The 19,353-nt window shown below is 43.6% G+C and carries 16 protein-coding genes and 1 rRNA gene; 10 read left to right on the top strand and 7 right to left on the bottom strand.

Going from position 1 to position 19,353, the window contains the following annotated elements:
- Positions 1 to 4 precede the first annotated feature (4 nt).
- Positions 5 to 120, top strand: a 5S ribosomal RNA gene (rrf, locus tag EKG38_RS23690).
- 958 nt (positions 121 to 1,078) lie between these two features.
- On the opposite strand, the gene EKG38_RS23695 is transcribed toward rrf, so the two are convergent.
- Positions 1,079 to 1,768, bottom strand: coding sequence for a YccT family protein (locus EKG38_RS23695; protein ID WP_126523362.1), 690 nt, complete (start codon positions 1,766 to 1,768; stop codon positions 1,079 to 1,081).
- 267 nt (positions 1,769 to 2,035) lie between these two features.
- Here EKG38_RS23695 and EKG38_RS23700 point away from each other — a divergent pair, with 267 nt between their 5' ends.
- Both EKG38_RS23700 and corA read left to right on the top strand, forming a co-directional pair.
- The gene (locus tag EKG38_RS23700) at positions 2,036 to 2,401 is read left to right on the top strand and encodes a hypothetical protein (protein WP_185826943.1); all 366 of its coding nucleotides are present in this window, start codon (positions 2,036 to 2,038) and stop codon (positions 2,399 to 2,401) included.
- 124 nt (positions 2,402 to 2,525) lie between these two features.
- Positions 2,526 to 3,473: a magnesium/cobalt transporter CorA gene (gene corA, locus EKG38_RS23705; protein WP_126523363.1), complete on the top strand. Its 948-nt coding sequence runs from the start codon at positions 2,526 to 2,528 to the stop codon at positions 3,471 to 3,473.
- Here the strand turns inward: corA and EKG38_RS23710 are convergent.
- Both EKG38_RS23710 and EKG38_RS23720 read right to left on the bottom strand, forming a co-directional pair.
- Positions 3,468 to 3,782 (bottom strand): DUF3135 domain-containing protein, encoded by a 315-nt coding sequence (locus EKG38_RS23710; protein WP_126523364.1) that lies wholly within the window; start codon positions 3,780 to 3,782, stop codon positions 3,468 to 3,470. The two genes, corA and EKG38_RS23710, sit on opposite strands and share 6 nt — an antisense overlap.
- 423 nt (positions 3,783 to 4,205) lie before the next feature.
- Positions 4,206 to 5,471 carry a cyclic di-GMP phosphodiesterase gene (locus EKG38_RS23720; protein WP_126523365.1) on the bottom strand — a complete coding sequence of 422 codons (1,266 nt, stop codon included), beginning with the start codon at positions 5,469 to 5,471 and terminating at the stop codon, positions 4,206 to 4,208.
- A 164-nt stretch (positions 5,472 to 5,635) separates the two neighbouring features.
- Between EKG38_RS23720 and EKG38_RS23725 the strand changes: the two genes are divergently transcribed.
- Positions 5,636 to 6,328 (top strand): 2OG-Fe(II) oxygenase, encoded by a 693-nt coding sequence (locus tag EKG38_RS23725; protein ID WP_126523366.1) that lies wholly within the window; start codon positions 5,636 to 5,638, stop codon positions 6,326 to 6,328.
- A gap of 369 nt (positions 6,329 to 6,697) precedes the next feature.
- Here EKG38_RS23725 and EKG38_RS23735 read toward each other — a convergent pair whose 3' ends face one another.
- Positions 6,698 to 8,053 (bottom strand): ATP-binding protein, encoded by a 1,356-nt coding sequence (locus EKG38_RS23735; protein WP_126523367.1) that lies wholly within the window; start codon positions 8,051 to 8,053, stop codon positions 6,698 to 6,700.
- Positions 8,054 to 8,223: 170 nt separating this feature from the next.
- A complete protein-coding gene (locus EKG38_RS23740; RefSeq protein WP_126523368.1) occupies positions 8,224 to 8,898 on the bottom strand; it encodes a response regulator in 675 nt (224 codons plus the stop codon).
- Between the two features lie 273 nt (positions 8,899 to 9,171).
- On the opposite strand from EKG38_RS23740, the gene EKG38_RS23745 reads away from it, so the two are divergent.
- The 3 genes from EKG38_RS23745 to EKG38_RS23755 are packed head-to-tail and all read left to right on the top strand — an operon-like array spanning position 9,172 to position 12,263.
- Positions 9,172 to 10,026, top strand: a complete 855-nt coding sequence (locus EKG38_RS23745; RefSeq protein WP_126523369.1) for a putative selenate ABC transporter substrate-binding protein — start codon at positions 9,172 to 9,174, stop codon at positions 10,024 to 10,026.
- A 16-nt stretch (positions 10,027 to 10,042) separates the two neighbouring features.
- On the top strand, positions 10,043 to 10,738 hold the full coding sequence (locus EKG38_RS23750; RefSeq protein ID WP_126523370.1) for an ATP-binding cassette domain-containing protein: 696 nt from the start codon (positions 10,043 to 10,045) through the stop codon (positions 10,736 to 10,738).
- Complete coding sequence (locus EKG38_RS23755) at positions 10,731 to 12,263, top strand: PhnE/PtxC family ABC transporter permease (protein ID WP_126523371.1); 1,533 nt, start codon at positions 10,731 to 10,733, stop codon at positions 12,261 to 12,263. Before EKG38_RS23750 ends, EKG38_RS23755 begins: the two co-directional genes overlap by 8 nt.
- A 147-nt stretch (positions 12,264 to 12,410) precedes the next feature.
- Here EKG38_RS23755 and EKG38_RS23760 read toward each other — a convergent pair whose 3' ends face one another.
- Together EKG38_RS23760 and EKG38_RS23765 are read right to left on the bottom strand one after the other, a co-directional pair.
- Entirely contained in the window at positions 12,411 to 12,755 is a 345-nt protein-coding gene (locus EKG38_RS23760; protein ID WP_126523372.1) for a hypothetical protein, read from the bottom strand.
- Positions 12,756 to 12,836: 81 nt separating this feature from the next.
- Positions 12,837 to 13,556, bottom strand: a complete 720-nt coding sequence (locus EKG38_RS23765; RefSeq protein WP_126523373.1) for a hypothetical protein — start codon at positions 13,554 to 13,556, stop codon at positions 12,837 to 12,839.
- A 413-nt stretch (positions 13,557 to 13,969) separates the two neighbouring features.
- Here EKG38_RS23765 and EKG38_RS23770 point away from each other — a divergent pair, with 413 nt between their 5' ends.
- The 3 genes from EKG38_RS23770 to EKG38_RS23780 all read left to right on the top strand — a co-directional run bounded on the left by EKG38_RS23770 (position 13,970) and on the right by EKG38_RS23780 (position 18,991).
- A complete protein-coding gene (locus EKG38_RS23770; RefSeq protein WP_246033254.1) occupies positions 13,970 to 15,511 on the top strand; it encodes a sensor histidine kinase in 1,542 nt (513 codons plus the stop codon).
- Positions 15,508 to 16,860, top strand: coding sequence for a sigma-54-dependent transcriptional regulator (locus tag EKG38_RS23775; protein WP_126523375.1), 1,353 nt, complete (start codon positions 15,508 to 15,510; stop codon positions 16,858 to 16,860). Before EKG38_RS23770 ends, EKG38_RS23775 begins: the two co-directional genes overlap by 4 nt.
- A gap of 850 nt (positions 16,861 to 17,710) precedes the next feature.
- Positions 17,711 to 18,991: a magnesium transporter gene (locus EKG38_RS23780; protein ID WP_246033255.1), complete on the top strand. Its 1,281-nt coding sequence runs from the start codon at positions 17,711 to 17,713 to the stop codon at positions 18,989 to 18,991.
- The last annotated feature ends 362 nt before the right edge of the window (positions 18,992 to 19,353 follow it).

Raw genomic sequence — 19,353 nt, forward strand, 5'->3', positions numbered from 1 at the left:
TTAGTCTGGAAACCATAGCATTGTGGCCCCACCTGATCCCATCTCGAACTCAGAAGTGAAACGCAATCGCGCCGATGGTAGTGTGGGGTCTCCCCATGTGAGAGTAGGTCATTTCCAGGCGCCTAATTAAGTGACGAAGCCACCTGAATAAGGTGGCTTTTTTGCGTCTGGGGTTTAATAAGATTTTGGCTGTTTAGCTCGAACTTATCAGTACAGATATCAGGTGACTTATCCACTTAGGAAGGCATGAATGCCTACCCCCGATGTCGCCCCGCCGCTGAGCGGGGTCCCCAGTTCAGTGACTACGTTGCTTCTCGCTACAAAACAGTTGAATGCTGCGCATCCAAAGCACTGGTTTTTCGCCCCCATGTGTCCACTTCGTGGATCGAGTAGGTCATTTCCAGGCGCCTAATAACGATAAAGCCCGTTGCTAACGCAACGGGCTTTTTTCGTTTTTAGTCTGGAAAGATGACCACTCGAACATGGGGAATAGATAGCGCATGCGAAGCATGCATCTTATCCATGTGATAGGCAGTAAATAGCTCCTGCATTTACTGCATTCCCTACATTCATGTAGGTCATAGGGGGGAACTGCTGCGCTTATCAAGCGAAGCTTGATGCAGCGGTGTAACGCGGAGGATTTATCCGCAGCTGACCATGACAGGCGCACTCCTTAATTAACACGAAAAAGCCCTAGCACTTCGTGTTGGGGATTTTTTCGTTTAACAGCTGTTGAAATGACCACTCGAACATGAGAGCTGGCATTGTTTAATTGTGTAGGACCGGCTTTAGCCGGGAATGGGTCGTTTAGTTATACAAGCTTTGCGGCTGAAGCACGCTCCTACAGAGAGGCTGGGCATTGTTCGATTGTGTAGGACTGGCTTTAGCCGGGAATGGCTCATTTCGTTATACAAGCTTCGCGGCTAAAGCGCGCTCCTACATGGGGGCTGGGCATTGTTCGGTTGTGTAGGGCCGGCTTTAGCCGGGAAGAAGGTATTAAATAGGCCTTGCATATTTTTTTGCTAACCCCTTCGCGGCTAAAGCACGCTCCTACAGAGGGAGCCGCTTATTTCTGGCACTACTTGTTTTTAATGCGAGCCTTGAAGGCTTTTCGTGTCTCTTCATCGGCCTGTTGGTACCAAAAGTCGAGTATCTGTCCAACATTAATCTGATCGGGTATCTCTTTGCTTTGAGTGGTGGCTTGCTTGTTTACCGATGACTTAGCTAAGGCTGTGGTAGCAACGACATCGGCGCTATGAACCTTAGCGGTCTGCTTTTCAACAGAAAAATGATTCACAGCGGCATTAGCTCCACTCTGGTTATAGAGTGATATTTCATCGCTGTAATCCCGGCCTAACTGTAACCCCTCTTTGGTTAGAATGTCAGTGTCGTAGTTTACTGCCTGGCCTTTATTATCTGAGAGCTTAATAGCGGGAGTTGAATTGAATTTGTCGGCATCACTACTGGATTTCAATTTAGGCAAGATTAGCTTGTAGGTTTGATTGCTCGCTTCAAAACTTAGAATGATAGCTTCCGATGAAAACCTTTTCTGTTGTCCCTGTTGTCTGAAGCTCGTGTTGTATTTAAGTACTATCTGGTTTTTTCCCTCGGAGAGTGTCACTGGAGAGTCTGATTCTGTGGCTTTGCCGTTGACTACCAATAACTCTGCAGAATTTGGAAAACTGAGGGTGGGCTCTGCCCAGGCCTGTGAGGCGAAGAGTAATGTTGTGATTGTGGATAGACTGGCCAATAAGGTGAGGTGCTTCATTTCAAATCCTAAGTTTTCGTAATTTTCATGATAAACCGCCCTATAAATTGTGCTTACTTTGTTGACGCAACATGCAAGGTTAAAAATTCATGCTGAAGTTTGTATCGGGGCGGTTTGTATAGAGAATAGTACAGTTTGTTGGAAAAAATACTAGCCGGAATATATTAGTAATTAAATACATTTAGTCTGTTTGATTAGAGATTTATAACAGTTTTATCGGATAATTGGCGCTATAATCTGTCACGTTTGTTTCCATTGGAGTTTGTTGTGCTTACAAAAATACTCGTTACTCTACTCGTGATCGCTGGCGCACTTTTTTATATTCGAAAGCCTGCCAGGGCAGCAAAGGCTGAAAGAACTTCTGATGTCGGGAAACAGATTTTATTTAGGTATGTTATTTATGGCTTGATCGCCTTATCTCTGCTTGGAAGCAGTGGGTACTGGTACTGGAATTGGCAAGATGGAAACGAAATTGTAGATGTTACTATTGTCTCTCCAAGTATTGCGAGTTCTGAAGTTTATCAGGTAAGAAAGAGAGACATCACCAACAATATGCTAACAACCGTTGATGGTATTAGCATCAGGTTATCGAATCAAGAACGTGTTATCATCGCGAAAAGCAAAAAACAGTAAAATTTAGTTTTATTCAAGTTTTTATATCTTTTCAATGGGGTTTATTAAGGTAGAATAGCCTCGTTTTTTACCCTGCGCTTTGTCATTTACTTTTATAGGCAAGGTGTTTTTTCAGGAGGCCTCCATGATAACTGCTTATGTCTACCAAGATCGCAAACTTACGATTAATGAACTACATATTCAGGATATAGTCCCTCCGGGTACGTTATGGCTCGATCTTTTTAAACCGTCCGATTCTGAGCGTGAATGGTTAAGTCATTATTCGGTGGAAGAAGTTCCTGATGAAGATGATATCAATGAGATTGAAGCATCTGCACGTTTTTATCAGAACAACGATGGTCTTCATATTAACTCACTGTTTCCTCAACGTGTGGGTCAAGATGTTCGTGGCGTAAACGTCTCTTTCAACTTGCGTAAGGACTTTCTGCTTACTATCCGTGAAGAGGATGTGGGGCTGATACGTTTATTACGTAATTATCTCAGACTCGGCAGGCTTGAAGTGACAACCCCTCAGGCGCTATTTCTTGAGCTGTTTAATCTCAAAGTTGATTACCTCTCGGATCTCATTGAGGACGTCTATTCTGTTGTAGATGGAGTTAGCGAGCAAGTATTCGAAAATGATGAACTTGATGACGTATTTAAGTTGATCACACTGCAGGAAGACTCAAATGGTAAGATTCGGTTAAGTCTGCTGGATACTCAGCGTTCGTTAAGATACATGCAGCGATATTATCGTGGGCAGCTTACCGATGATAACCTAAAAGATCTGCGTGAGATGTTGTTAGACATTGAATCTTTGATGCCGCACAGCCAATTTATCTTCGATAAGTTAAACTTTTTACTCGATGCTGCCATGGGCTTTAGTGGTTTACAGCAGAATAAGATCATTAAAATATTTTCAGTTGCAGCTGTCATTTTTTTACCACCGACAGTAATTGCAAGTGCTTATGGTATGAACTTTACCAATATGCCAGAGCTCGATTGGCGTTTTGGCTACCCTATGGCAATTCTGATGATGGTAGCGAGTGCAGCCGGAACGTATCTGTTTTTTAAACGTAAAGGCTGGTTATAACTTCTTAGCAGGCAAATTGAGTATCTCGGCATTATTCTGTCGAAACTCTATTGGATTGTTAATTATTGTATTTAAAGCAAGAAATTTTTCATTCATGATACTCATCGCCAGATAACACCTGTGATAAGGATTAGAGCAGCGAGATAATTGCTGCTCAAGGTGATGTTGCATCGATATCAACTGCTTCTTATTGGCTTCAGGGCAATGTTCAATAGCTTCATTGCAGAGTTTTCTTTGAAGTTCTTCCAGTTCATTCGGTTCGTTTTCTGCGAGCCATTTTAGACTATCGAAGTTTGGAAGTTGTGTCATATCATCTCCTCATTGAAGATACTGATACTTTCAACCTAGCGAATAGTTTGGCATTCGGCAAGAAAACTTAAGAATAATAGGGTGATTAATACAATTTTTAGTTCTAAGGACTAAAATCGCGACTGTCCGATTGGGTTATTCAGCCAATCGGTTTATACCAATCAGTATAAGAAAGTGACCTACTCAGAGTTTTTTTGGCCAACTAATTCAAGGCGAATGGATGAGAGAATGGTGATCCCTTCTGAAGTCATTCAACGCAGAAGTAGGCAGCCAAAAATACTCCTGAAAGGCGAGTTTTAGTGCATCCGATGCTGTGTTAACGAGCTTAAACGTAGAATAACTATGCTCTGCACTCGTTGCCTTGCCTCAGAAGCGCTAAATTCTCGCTGAGCGATCACATCTTTATACCGATTGGTATCACTGCTAGCTTTTACTATCGGAACCTAAGAAATAGCTGACTCTTTCTCTGGGATTCAGGTATTTAAAGATCTTCTCTGGTAGGGCGGCGGGGGGAAGGCATCGAACGATACTGAGTCCTTCGGCTTCGAGATCTACGATAGGAGCCTGATCTTTAGGAACCAGAGCATCGTAAGCAAGAATTCTCGGAAAGAGGATCTTATCTAAGTTTACCGACATCACCATAGCAAACTGACCCGATGATAACTCTACTATGCTGCCGGGCGGGTAGATCCCGAGCATTTTTATCATCTTGCCCGTGACTTCCTGATTCAACTGCGTTTTAAAGTTCTTAAAGATATGTCCCAGCGCAGCATAAGGCGTACGAGCTTTATTCTGAAAGTTAGGGTGACATAAAGAATCATAAAGGTTAACGACAGTCACCAACTGGCATAGCTTGTCTAAGCTTTCAGCCTTAAGCCCCTTAGGGTAGCCCGAACCGTCGAGATATTCATGATGGTTAACGACTATGGGCAGAGCCTCGGCTGGAAAGTTATCGGCGAGTTTAAGCAGGTCTGCGCCCATGTTGGGGTGCTGTTTCAAAAAATTAGTTTCGGGTGCCGTTAGCGGTGTTTTCTTTCTCAACAGCTGAGGTGGGACTTTTAGTTTTCCTGTATCGTGGAAAAGTGCGCCAATTCCCACTAATTCCATCTCTTCTTTAGTCCAGCCCAACTCTTTTGCCATCAACATCGAGAGGACTGCCACATTCAGTGAATGGTAGTAGATGGTCTCATCATTCTTGGCTTCGCCCATAAGGTGAAGCACTAAATTATCTGAATTAAGTAATTGATCACTGAGATCATTGATTAACTCTTTGGCATCATCGATAGCATTGAGGGGGCGATTACGCAGCTTAGAGACTAAGTTACGCATTTTGGAGATCGAACGGTCAAACTCCTTTTCAGTTTTTTGTAGATCCCGGCGCATTTTTTTCAAGCTCTCAATACGTTCGCCCTTATATTTGTTCATGTTTTTTGTCAGACGATCGAGTTCTTCTTGATTGATTTCGCTCTTCTGCTCTTTAGCTTCACTCTCATTTAATACAGAGACGTCGCTGCGTTGCAGATCGACAAAAACATGGGTGATCCCTAATTTTTTTATGAGTTCGATTTGTGCTTGTTGTTTGATTCTAAAGCTACTAAATAAAAAGGGGTGATCTTTCCATGAAACCGGCAGCCGGACAAAATTGCCCACTTGTAACTGTTCGACGGAGACTTTACGGTTTTTGTTCATATTATTCTTATAGGTCTTATGAGACGTCTCAATACTTCTACTGACAATTATTTCAGAATTCCATTACTTGTTGTAGTGGTATTTTAACTTAACCCCACGACTTTACAATTACTTAACCTATATGTAAGCATAGTTAGATTAGTCAGTAAGCAAAGATGGTTAAAATGGATTTCATTGAAGTATACCCTAATGCACTACCGGATGAGCTGTGTAAGAAATTAATTCGGGCATTTGAGAGTCATAATGGGGTAACAGAAGGTCGGACGGGTCATGGCGTCGATATCGAAAAGAAAAACAGTCGAGATCTTATGCTCGATAATTTTGATGATCTGCAGCCTCTGAAAAATGAGCTTTTGGCCCATACGCTAGCTTGTTCTACCGAATACTTTAAAAAATACTCTATGGCGTTAATGGGAGGCGTGTCGGTTCAGGTTGCGGATGAAAATGGTAAGGCGGTGACGCTAACACCAGATAATTTTGCTAATTACGGCGAACAAAGAAGCCAAGCTTTGGTTAAGTACCTTTATCGTAGCGGCATGATAAACATTCAGAAGTATGAGAAAGGTGTGGGGGGCTACCCCCATTGGCATTCTGAGCAGTTTCCTCAAGCGGGTCACAATGAAGCATTGCATCGAGTCGTGTTATATATGTTTTACTTGAATGACGTGGAAGAGGGAGGTGAAACGGAGTTCTTTTATCAAAACCGCAAACTGACTCCCAGGCGCGGCACTATGGTGATAGCGCCTGCCGGTTTTACTCATTCCCACCGCGGAAATACGCCTAAGAGTGGTGATAAATATATCGCCACATCTTGGGTGATGTTTAATCGTGCAGAACAATTATACCAATCGGTATAAAGATGTGGCCGCTCAGCGAGAATTTAGCACATCTGAGGCAAGGCAACGAGTGAAGAGCATAGTTACTCTACGTTTAAGCTCGTTAACACTGTATCAGATGTGCTAAAACTCGCCTTTCAGGAGTGTTTTAGGCTGCCAACTTCTGTGTTGAATGACTTCAAAAGGGAACACCATTTCCTCAATCATTCGCCTAGAATTAGATAGCCCAAAATAACTCTGAATGGACCACTTTCTTATACAGATTGGTATCATACCAATCTGTAAAGAGTTAAATCTGCAGGGGGGGTATAGATACTGAATTAATAGTTCAGTGCTAAGCCCCTATAAAGGGGGTTAGCACCTCAAGCGTATCTGTCGATTGAGATAGGATTAAATAGGGATAGTTATCCTGAATTTTGCACCTTCCAATTCAGACGTTTCGATGGACAATTTACCGTTGTAACTGATGACGATTTCGTTACATACCGCAAGCCCGATCCCTTGTCCGGCCTTTTGAGTATCGGCCCTGACACCTCTTTCAATGATCTTCTTCCTGATACTCTCTTCAACGCCTTGCCCGTCATCTTCGACTATCAGTTCAAACTCACCTGCGTCGTTGTAACTGGCAGAAACCCTAACCTGGCTGATACAGAGTTTGAATGCATTTTCCATCAGGTTGCCACACAGTTCCATCAGGTCACCTTTATCACCCGGGAATACATGCTCGATAGGAATATTAGCGGTAAACTCAACTTGCTTGTCACGGTAAACTTTAAACAACATTTGTGAAAGCTGGTTAACCAAGGGAGCGACTTGGGTTTGCTCCTGCTTCAACCCTTTGCGCCCCAACATGGCACGTTTCAGTTGATACTTAACCAATTGATCCATCTGACTCACTTGCTCCATGATTTTTTCACTGGTGGCCTGTTTGTCGAGTGTTGCGTCATCGGTAATGGCATGCACCGCGGCTAGTCGAGTCTTTAAACTATGAGCAAGGTCGTTCATCGCATTTTGATATCGCTGTTGCTGAGCACTGGATTGAACCAATAGTTGGTTTAGTGCCTGGGTGACGCCTTCTAATTCTACAGGGTAGTCTTGTGATAACTCCGTCGATTTTCCGCTATTAACGCTGTCCAGTTCATTTCTCATGCGTACCAGAGGACGCATTCCCCAGTATCCGGCACTGATCAGTAGCACTAGCGCTAAAGCCAACACCAAAGCTAGCCTGAAATAGGTTCGACGACTGAATTTATCCATCTCCTTCTCGAGCTTTTCAGCATCTTTCATCACCAACAAATTGTATTGGTTGCTGGCGATCTCAACCGACAGCAGGTAGATGAAATAGCCTTTGTTATCGGCAAGGTTCAAATAATAGGGTGGGGAGTCATTGCGGATCTCATCGAAACGTTCACAAGTATCAAACAGCCCTTTATCTACGGCAAGGGAAGAGGTCCAAACTTGCTTAAAATGTTGATCGCAACTGGCAATGACGTAACGTTCCGGGGTGTTGTTCTCATCGAGCCACTCACTGGTTTCAGGGATGAGATCGTGCTCTTTCAGCTCTGCGGCGACTTTGGGGATCTCGGCGATCAGCTGAGCCGTCTCCTCATTATAATTATTTTGTGCATGGAGGAGGTTAACTAACCAAGCCAGACCAAAGCCGACTAAAGCTATGATAGACAGAGAGGTGAGAAACATCCGCGTAAGCAGACGTTTCTTGGGTTTAAAGTTCAGACCGAACCTCATAAATAGGTGCTCTTTTTTAGACGGTTCTTAGAGTGATATACCCAAACTACTTCATGAAGACCACCACGGATGGGGGAATGTGGTTTATGCAAGAGCAATTAACCACCTAGAATACTGTAACTTCTCGATATGCTGAATCTTGCATTTCGAGGTCGTTTGGGTATACGGCATTAACTACAAGGTAAGTTAAATTTATAACCTTGGCCGCGAATGGTAACTACTGGGTTTTCAATTCCCCCTTTCGTGAGTTTTTTCCTCAGTCTGGAGACCATCACTTCGATCGTATTAGGGTCACCCTCTTTATCACCATAGATAACATCGAGTAGACGCTGCTTTGCGACGACCTCATGGCAGTGGCGCATTAAGTACTCAAGAATTAAGTATTCAAATGCTGTGACTTCCATGGGCTCGTTATTTAATGAAACTTGTTTGGCGGCGAGGTCCAACTCAAGCGCACCACTGGTTATTATGGGTTTTACAAAACCGGCACTGCGTCTGACCAGAGCATCTAGCCTGGCAACAAGTTCCTCTTTTTGAAATGGTTTAACCAGATAGTCATCTGCACCGGCATTGAGTCCTTCGACCTTATCTTGCCAGTTAACTCGAGCGGTTAAGATCAATACAGGTGCCTTTAACCCTGCATCTCTTAAGTTTTGAATTAAGCTGATCCCATCTTGATCAGGAAGACCTAAATCAACGATGGCAATGTCTATGGGATAATTGGTTGCTTGATAAAATCCCTCTTTTGCCGTGAGGGCTACCTGTACTTGGTTACCTAGTTCTGACAGCTGAACTTTAAGGTGGTGGGATAATAGGGGGTCATCTTCAACAACCAAAATTCTCATAATTAAAACGCCTTAATAATTCTTGAGGCCAGTTTACTCAGTTAAGTACTCTGTGCCAACTGTGTTATACCACTCCTGATACTTACCCGGGAATGATATGAATTTTTGTTCAATGCATTATTTTACTTGAAGTTAACTTAACCTAAGCTGACTTAAATATAGGGGAGATGTCACTGAGTTCAGCATTCATCACACTTTAAACCATAAAAGGCTATGTTTGTAGGTAGATTTTGGTTAAAATCCTGCAAAATTTTTACCAATAGGAAACATTTCATGAGGCTTTTACATATGGTCTGTTTAGCGTTGCTCAGCACGCTCTCTACCAGTGCTCTGTCTGCCGTTTTTACCTTTACAGCCATTCCTGATGAAAATGAAAGTCAACTTAGAACACGTTTCGAAAAAGTAGCCCTCTATTTAGAGAAAGAGCTAGGTGTAGAAGTAAAATATGTGCCGGTAAAATCCTATTCGGCAGCTGTCACCGCTTTTAGAAATAATCAGGTACAACTTGCCTGGTTTGGAGGCTTATCCGGTGTTCAGGCCCGTCGTTTAGTACCTGGCTCGTCAGCGGTTGCTCAGGGTAACGAAGACCAATTTTTTAAAAGTTACTTTATTGCTCATAAGTCTGCCGATCTAATTCCATCAGATAGTTTTCCTAATTTGAATGGTCTTACTTTCACTTTCGGTTCGAAAAGCTCCACATCAGGGCGTTTAATGCCTCAGTTTTTTATCGAAAGAAATTTAGGCAAGAAATCTGAAGATGTGTTTACACGTATCGGATTTTCCGGCGATCACAGTAGAACGATCACACAAGTTCAGGCTGGTGCCTATCAGGTCGGTGCGGTGAATTATAAGGTGTGGGAAACGGCGGTGGAAAACGGCACGGTCGATCTTGAAAAAGTGAATGTTATTTGGCAGAGCCCTGCCTATCCGGATTATCAGTGGACCGTACGAGAGGGGGTTGATAAAAAATTCGGTGCAGGTTTTAAAGCGAAAATTGAAGCCGCGCTTCTTGGAATGAAAGATCCTGATTTATTAAAAAGCTTTCCCAGGCATTCTTTCGTTCCGGCTGAGAACGCAGATTATGAGCCTATTGAGAGTGTAGCGAAAGCTATCGGTCTTATCGATTAGTCATACTCGGTCCTTTATGCTCAGAATTGAAAATTTAACACTCAAATATGAAGAAAAGCTGGCGATTCGTCAGCTTTCTTTGTCAATTAAGGCCGGAGAAAAGTTGGCTATTATTGGTACCTCAGGTGCCGGTAAATCGACACTCTTGGCTCATCTGTATCAATGCTTAAAGAATGATGCTGCCTATAGCTCTCAGAAACAGGGACTCGTAGAGGGGCTCAGCACCTATCACAATGTGTTTATGGGATCGCTTTCAAGACATCATTGGAGCTACAATCTATTCAACTTAGTCTCGCCATTTAAACTGCCCCTGTCAGAAGTGACACTGCTTTGTCAGGAGTTGGAGCTTGATTTTCCAGTGAGTAAGAGGTTGTCTGAGCTTTCTGGAGGTCAAAGACAAAGGGTCGCGCTGGCAAGAGCCTTGTATCAACAAAAAGATATATTTATTGGCGATGAGCCGTTTTCCGCGTTAGATCCTCTAATGAGTAGACGTTTACTCGACATGGTTTTTGAGCGCCATAACACGGTTATTATGGTCCTCCACGATAAGTCATTAGCATTAGAGCACTTCGACCGTATCATCGGCTTAAAGCAGGGACAACTTCATCTGGATGCCCGACAGGATGAGTTGAATTCACAACTTGTTGATGACTTTTATTCTGATGTTCCACCTCCAGCAGTGAGTCCTATTTTAACGGGCAGTGATGTTTAAGTCTCTGCCTTTCATCGGTTATTGGCAAAAAACAACCTTAAGCTTATGGTTGATTGCGGCACAGTGTTTCTATTTTGCAGATACTGAGATCATCTCTTTAGATCCCTGGAATGAGTTTCGCCTGATGGTTGAAGGCTTTATCCGCCCTGACTTTTTCGCTACCGAATATCTGCTTGAAGCTATGTGGCAGACGGTGAGTTTTGCGTTGCTCGGAGTGGTGTTTGGCTTGTTATGGGGAGCGCCGTTATCACTCGTCTATTCTAACCGTTTTGTTGCCACGCTATGTGCCCTGACTCGGTCAATACACGAGATTTTTTGGGCCTTGTTGTTTCTGCAAATTTTCGGACTATCTCCGATAACGGGTATTCTCGCCATAGGTTTGCCTTATGGCGCGACCTTTGCGCGTGTTTTTCACGATATCTTGCTGCAATCACCGAAAACGACAGTTCAAACCTTACCTTATGGTACTGACAAGGTAAGTCGATACTTTTACGGTCGAATTAGTCATGTTCTTGTGCCAATAATGGCGTATATCCGTTATCGTTTCGAATGCGCATTAAGAAGTAGTGCGGTGCTTGGGTTTATTGGCATGCCAACGCTGGGCTTCTATTTAGAAACGGCTTTCAGGCAGGGACATTATCATGAGGGAGCTGCACTCTTGATGTTGTTTATCGCATTGATAGGTACGATATCGCTTTGGTGTCGTCCCAGATTAATTGCTGTCTATTTTGTCGCGGCATTATTCACCTTACCGAGTATTCCGCCTGTCGATGGGGCGCTGTTATGGCGTTTCATTACTCAAGATATTCTTCCTCCGGCCTTACAGAATCTGAGCACTTGGTCCCAAATCGACCTTGGGGTTATGAAATCGCTATCGAATTGGAGTCTGGACTTATTGGTGGAACAAGCCTTTCCGGGCATGATCGTAACACTTTTGTTAGCGCTGGTATCTTTGGCCATGGCTCATGGTATTGCTGTTGCGGGTTCGGGATTGGCGTCAAGCTTACTGACTGGCAGGTTTATCTCAAAAGTTACTCACGCCTGCCTCCTCGTCATAAGATCTGTTCCGGAATATATCTTTGCCTTTATATTTATGATGTTGCTAGGGCCGTCGATGTTGCCTGCTATGTTAGCGCTTGCGCTGCATAACGGGGCATTAATCGCTTACCTCACGGTCAGACAATCGGACACGACTCAGGTCGGCCCCCATTATAATGGTCGAATCGATGGGTATTGTTATGATGTATTGCCTCAAATTTATCCTAATTTGATGGGACTGCTATTTTATCGCTTTGAAGTGATACTCAGGGAAACGGCCATTTTTGGTATCTTGGGAATAGCAAGTTTAGGCTTTTATATCGACAGTGGTTTTTCTGAGATACGATATAGCACAGCTCTATTTTTAATGGGATGCACAGCATTATTAAACATAGTCGTCGATATCATCAGCCGTCGTTTATTGACTGCAAACACAGGAACTCAGATAAGTTGTGCCCGGGATAGTGCCACCAGGGCGGACAGATAGGTAACCGCAAAGGGTAAGGCGCGTTATTTAATTTAGGGCTTAGCAGGTGAGATGATTACGTCTAAGTCGCTTAAGCTATTTAAACAAATTCAATTTAAACAACTTCAGTGAATCAGACGTAATTTTTATTCGGGATAGCCGCCGGAGTTAGTCGTAGGGATTAACTTTAGCTCTTTTGGTTATGACTCCGTTGCAGCAGAGCGCCGCAGTCAGTGTAAACAGGGTCACGGCACTCATGATGGCACCCAATCGATACCAAGGCTCCCCCATGGTGATGCGCATCTGAATGTAGTTATAACTGCTCATTCCCCACACTAACACTGCACTGATCACCAAGACGATTTGTAGCAACTTGGTGATGGCAGGATGTTTAAAGAAGAGCAATAAAGGCGCGCTGGCATAGGCGGCACATAAAATGACCTGTCCATAGCGCATAAAGTGTGCACCCAAAAGCAGATAGGCCAAGGTAATAATTGTTACACGCCACCACATACAGATATCCAGTCAACTTTTTAATGGCACCTAGAGTACGTTAATGACAAAGTGATAATCTATACCCTTGTTCACATTTTTTTAATTTAGTGCATCTTTAATTGCCCGTTTCTCCATGTCGGTCAATTTGCTAGCTTTTATGGCCTTTATCAGGTGCTCGACGTGTTTGTCTTCATTGCCATCACCGATAATAATGATGCGACTCCCATCGGAACCTATCTCATCGAAATCGATGTCAATATCATCGATATGCGACACTATCTCACTTACGTGTTGTTCGAGCGCCTCGATAACAACTTCAAACTCTAGCTCTTGCTGCTCCTGTAATACCTCAAAATCGAGCGCGTGAGCCTCTATCTCTGCGGCCTTGGCCTCTAACTTGATGGCTATTTTATGCATTTCAGCTTCTTTGCCCTCCATCTTTATCGCCAGTGCCTGAAGTTGTTTTTCAATTTTTGGGTCTAGCTCGGGAGTTTGAATGATATGAAATTTGTGTTCTCCGGCTTTATTCATCCGGCTCAATAGCTTTGCCAGTTTTTTACGTGACTCCTCAGGCAGGGGAGCGAGTCTGGACTCGATAATATTAACGTCTTTCAACTCCTCGGGGGTGAAAGTGAACTCATGTTTCTCATTATTCACCTGAACAGTCACCTGAGTCATCTCATTCTCATCTTGATTGACATGGGCAAGTGTTTCACTGTCTTCAAATTCGATGGTTCTCAGATTTATCGGTGCCGCGGTAAGTGTGAATGCCAGCAGGCCGGTACAAGTCAATAGTGTTGCGAGTTTGTTCAGTTTCATAATGTATCCCTTTAAGTGTGCGCTTGGTGTTTTATAACTGATTAGGTTTTGTCGAATCGCTAATGCCAATCGGTATAAGCGTATTCGTTCTCTTCCCTTTCGCTCTCTAACTGTTAACTCCCTAGCAGTTAACTTCCTAGTACAGCTAATACCGTGCCAACTGAATTTAAGACTTATAAAATAATGGGTTATGGGGTAAGTGTGATTGTTTTTTAGAAGGGGACTGCCTTATATCAGTATTTAATTTCCGCATTTGAGGATTTTTGTTAAAAATATGATAAATTTCATAACAGAGTTCGCGCTACAGCAAGGTTTGCCTGCTTGGTATTGTTTTTGTATAGCCAGTTAGAGTCCTGAATTATTTTGAGGTTTGCATGTCGATAAAGCGTTACGTTTTCTTACTTTTTGGAGCTTTGATTCTTTTACTGGCGGTAAGTCAGTTATTCATCTCTCAGTATTTCAAGTCAGAGCTTCAATCTGAGCTCAGCCACAGCTCTAAAGCCTTGTCTCAGAATTTAGTGAAGGTGTTGATTGATAATGTGGGTGATGAAAATGAGTTTTTTCGCGAGTTTGATGTTGAGGCGTTAGCCGAGATTGAGGAGGTGGCGGTTGCGTTTGCTGAAGATATTCGTGAGTTAGAGATTGAAATTAATGAGCTATCCATCGAGATGGAGCAAGAGCTTTCCTCCCCCAATCCTCCTCCACAGATCACCGATGTATATAGACGGGAAATTGCGGAAAGGCAGGTGGAACTTAAAACACATCTAAAAGCGATGGCTGAGCATGGTCGCGAGATGGAGAGGGCTGAGCGTAAAAACACCATTGAGATCCGCAAAGAGGCGGCCAGAGAATATCGGCAGCGATTGCATGATGCGGTCAGAGATGTCGAAATCCAGACTGATAATTGGTTAGATAGCGGCAGCATCGCTATCGTTGAAGGCGGTAAAGATGTCACGTTTACTATGACAAATGACTTTAACCTCTCTAACGAGAAGACAAATACCGAACTCGAACGTTTCAACGATTCTATGTTACTGCTTATCCTGGTGACATCTTTAGTGGCCTTGATGCTGGCTTACCTTCTGAGTCATTACGTCAGTGCTCCTCTTTCAAAACTTGCCGTGGGACACCAAAAACTCGGGGAGGGGGAGCTGGGTTATCAGCTTAAAGAGGAGGGAGTGAAAGAGCTGAAACAGATCTTAACCGGATTCAATGCCATGAGCCGAAAGTTGTCATTGCTCAGTGAAAAAGAGCACCTAATGAGTCAACAGCAGCAGTTGGCTGAGCTAGGTGAGGTGACTCGTGGCATTGCTCATAGCCTGCGAAATCCGCTACACACGGTTGGTTTACTGTCTGATGGAGTCGTCTTAGCCGACAGTGCCGAAGAGCGCTCACAGCTGATACTGAAGATCCAACAAAAAATATCCATGATGGATAAGAGCATCCAGTCATTGTTGACCCTGTCGAGTAATGAGGTGAACAGAAACGGTTCGGTGCCTTTGACCGCGATCATTCAGGATATCTTGCTGGAACTGTCTATCAACGGCTCCAAACCTGCGATCAACTTCGACTGTGATGATGCCAGTATCAGTGTACTCGGCGCAGAATCCGAGTTACGCAGTATCTTGCATGCCGTGATAATTAACGCTGTGGAAGCGACACCTGACGAAGGCGATGTCAGTATCGGATTAAAAGTCGAAGAGGAGGCTTATCACGTTATTGTCACTGACACAGGCAGTGGGATCCTCCCAGAGGTTCGTGAGCGCTTATCTCAACCCCATGTCACCACGAAAGCGGAAGGCACCGGGATGGGGATATACATTGCAGAGCGTCTGCTTAAGGGGCATTACGGTGGTGACTTAGTGTTTCAGGATAATCCCGATGGGGGCACGATAGTGACAATCAGTTTCAAACGACCCAGTGCAAATACCAGTATTGATGAGACATTAAAATGAAACAGCAACCCCTTAAAATTTTAGTCGTAGAAGATGAGCCCGATCAACGTAGCCTGATCACCAAGATGTTGGCCGCCAATGGTTATCAAATCAGCAGTGCTGCGAGCGTAGAAGAAGCCATTGTAATGATTAAATCGGATCTTCCTGATCTGGTTTTTTCCGATTGGAAATTAGGACAACTCAGTGGCATGGATCTGCTGATCTACGTCCGCCACGAACATCCGGACATGGGCTTTATCATAGCGACGGCTTACGGCACGATAACTCATGCCGTCGATGCCATGCAGGCGGGGGCCGATGATTACCTGGCTAAACCTTATCAAAGGCAGTCCCTGTTATTAGCCATCGATAAAGTGGCCAAATCATTAGTCTTGAAAAAACAAAACCGCAGGCTGACTTCCGAACTGTCCCAACAACAGGAACTGGTGGGGTTAGTCGGCAAAGCGCCCTGTATGCAGAAGGTTTACACTCGGGTTCAACGCGTCAGCGCCACCGATGCAACAGTGCTCATCGGCGGGGAGAGTGGGACGGGCAAAGAGCTCGCGGCTCGGGCCCTCTATCAGCTTTCACAGAGAAAACATAAACCGTTTATTGCGATTAACTGTGGTGCCATACCTGAGTCGCTTGCAGAAGCCGAGCTGTTTGGTGCAGAAAAGGGGGCATTTACCGGTGCAACAGCACTGAAGATCGGTAAGCTTGAAGCTGCCGATGGCGGGACCGTCTTTCTCGATGAGATTGGCGAACTGCCATTACTGCAACAGACAAATTTGCTTAGGTTCCTGCAGGAGGGAGTGATCAGTCGTTTGGGACAAAATGGGGAGATTAAGTTGGATGTCAGGGTCATTGCGGCGACCCACAGAGATCTACAACACGAGGTGAAAGAGGGGCGCTTTCGGGAAGATCTCTACTACCGATTGAATGTTGTGCCGATCCATATGCCGCCTCTGCGCGACAGACAGGAGGATATTGGCAGGCTGGTCGAACATTTTCTTAAGCTCAATAGCAGCCAATACAAGATGGATCTCCCCAAATTATCCGCAGCTACCATGAAACAGTTACTCGATTACCCTTGGCCCGGTAATGTCAGAGAGTTGGCAAACCGTATCGAGCGTTTCGTTTTGCTTGGCGATGAAGAGGAGATGGTTGAAGAACTGAGTGGCCAACCTCGACCCATAAACGCCAGCCAGTTTTCACTGCCCGAAACCGGTATTGAATGGGAGGCATTCGAGAAAGACTGCCTGGAGCAAGCGATGAATAAGCACCAAGGCAACCGAACTAAGGCCGCCAAGTTTCTGGGACTCAGTTACAAGGCATTCCTGTATCGGCTAGAGAAGTATCATTTGGTGTAGTTATGAAGTAGAGATTATTAACATACCTAGTGAATATTATTAATAATGTCGGTGTGATAAAAACACGCCGACTTATTAGTAAATAGTGTGAATTTAATTGCGAGTTAATATTGTTTTAAGGTTTGTGTTTGCAAAAGGGGGTTATTGATGCAGCGTACGGTTTACTTTATTGTTGTTCAAGGGTTTTAGTTTAAATATACTCTGTAAGTGTAATTATTAATTGTTTGGTATTGACATATGTTCTCAGGCTTTTATAATTCAGCTCAAACTTATTAGGCGAGGCCATTCCATGGACGTAGACTGTTTAAAGGGAACTAGCAGAAGCTGTATTGAGGCGTTGATTATAATAAAATGATCAGATTTGATTTATTTCAGTCCCCCTCCTTGTTTTTGTTTCTAGTGCTCCCCTGCCTCTGATTTTGTTACATGTGATTCAATTAACTGATTTTTCATCATGCTTAGATTTTAAGCCTTGTTTTAAACGTTAGGGTTTGAGTTCTCTCATTGTATTTCAACTTCTTAGCGGTTTACCTGCCCGTTCTGTCACTGTGTTTGAGTGGTGGTTTTTTAGTTTTCATTTATCAATTAGGAGTTTTTAATGGAAAGCGATATCCCTCCGAGTAGAGAAAACAGTCTAGGTGGATGTATGCAGTGAAACTAGTTATATATTTAGTTACCCTCTCTGATTTATCAATTCCCACCTTGCTGTTCACCTAATTACATTTACTAATTAACCTCTTCTTGTTGTTATTATAGGACAAGGTGATTACTGCTATCCATTAATTACTCTGTTGTTTAGTACGAAACGGTGAAGAGAAGTTTAAAATCCTATTTTATGGGAGGGCTTTACATGCCAGGTATTACAGCAAACACTTCAAATGTTATTAATGACGGTTTACTTTTTGATTTCGAACTATTAAATATAGGTCGTTCTCAATTTAAAAATGAAGAAACCAACAATCAATTAATTATTTTCATTCAAACAAAAAGTAGTGGTGTCATCCAGCGTTGGCTAGAGAATCAATCTCTGATGCATTACTTTCATATCTATAAGTGCCTGCCTAAGGCTGAGCAGGATGTCATTTATCGCGTTATGCCTGCTTGCTTTAAGAGCGATATGGAAAAAATCAACGCCGAGGCACACCCGGTTATCGCAGTCGCTGCAATAAGCCCTCAGCTTTGTTTTACTGGTGATATGCGGGTAGGCGAAGCTATCGACAAGATACTGCTAGCTTGTGACTCATTCGACGGTCGAGTGGTTTTCGTCATCGATGAACAGGGCTGTTATCGTTTCACCTTAGAATTACACCAACTACTTAAGCATGAGCAATCAACACTGTTAGCAGACATTGCTCATTGTGTTGAACCATGCCATGTCAGTACAGATAGAGAGATGGCTGTCACCCAACTACACCTCAGTGATTATGACCATCTACCTTTAGTCGACCTTTGGGGTAAGCCTGTCGGAGTTTTATATGCCAAAGAGGCGATGTCAGTATTGCGACAAGAGCAAACTCAAGATGTCGAAATGTTGATGGGCATTCAGGGGGATCACGATGATACACCCTATATGCAGACGACAGTATTGGAACACGTTAAGAAACGCATTTTCTGGATAGTAGGCTTATCTGCAGTTGGCATTTTATCTGGCATGGTGATCCAAAGTTATGATGATGCGATTATGGCACTGACTATTCTGGCGCTATATATGCCTATGGTTGCAGATACGGGTGGTAACGCCGGGAGTCAAGCGGCAACGGTGATCGTCCGATCTATGGCATTGGGTGAACTGAAGCTTAAAAATTGGTGCGATGTATTATGGAAAGAGTTGCGTGTGTCGCTGTTTATCGGTTTTGGGCTTGCGTGCGTCTCTTTTGCTAAAGTGTATTTTCTCTCCCACAGTGCTTATTTACCAGGCAATATTACTTTATCCATGCTTGGAAGTGCAATTGCATTAGCGCTATTCATTCAGGTGGTTACTGCGACGGTAATAGGCGCAGCTTTACCACTAGTCGCAAAGCTATGTAGACAAGATCCCGCCGTCATCGCCAGTCCTGCCATTACCACCATAGTGGATGTCACTGGTCTACTTATTTACTTCTATGTTACATCATTGATTTTACTTAATTAACCTTATACGGATTAGTTTGTCACTGACTTTACTCATTAGTATTACGTAGAGTCAGTCGTTCTCCAATGTTTCACGTAAATCAGCGACTAAGTTGATGACTAGACTCGCTTGTATGACTCTCTGTTGAAGTTTTGGTTTAGACCGCACCAAGGTGATGGATGTAAACCAGCACTGAGACAAAGTTGCGCTGAATGAACGGCTATATCCGGTGTGAGTTAGTTTGTTAAACCACCCGCCGCTGAAAACGGGTTGGTGTTATCAGATTGGCTTGTTTAAAGGGGGTTATTGATGTGCCTCTCTTCTCCGGGAGGCACCTCTCCTCATACCTCAAAAGTTCCTTCATTACTCAAGGATGCTGGCTA

Origin of the sequence: Shewanella canadensis (assembly GCF_003966225.1) — a bacterium.
In the GTDB taxonomy this organism is placed as follows: domain Bacteria; phylum Pseudomonadota; class Gammaproteobacteria; order Enterobacterales; family Shewanellaceae; genus Shewanella; species Shewanella canadensis.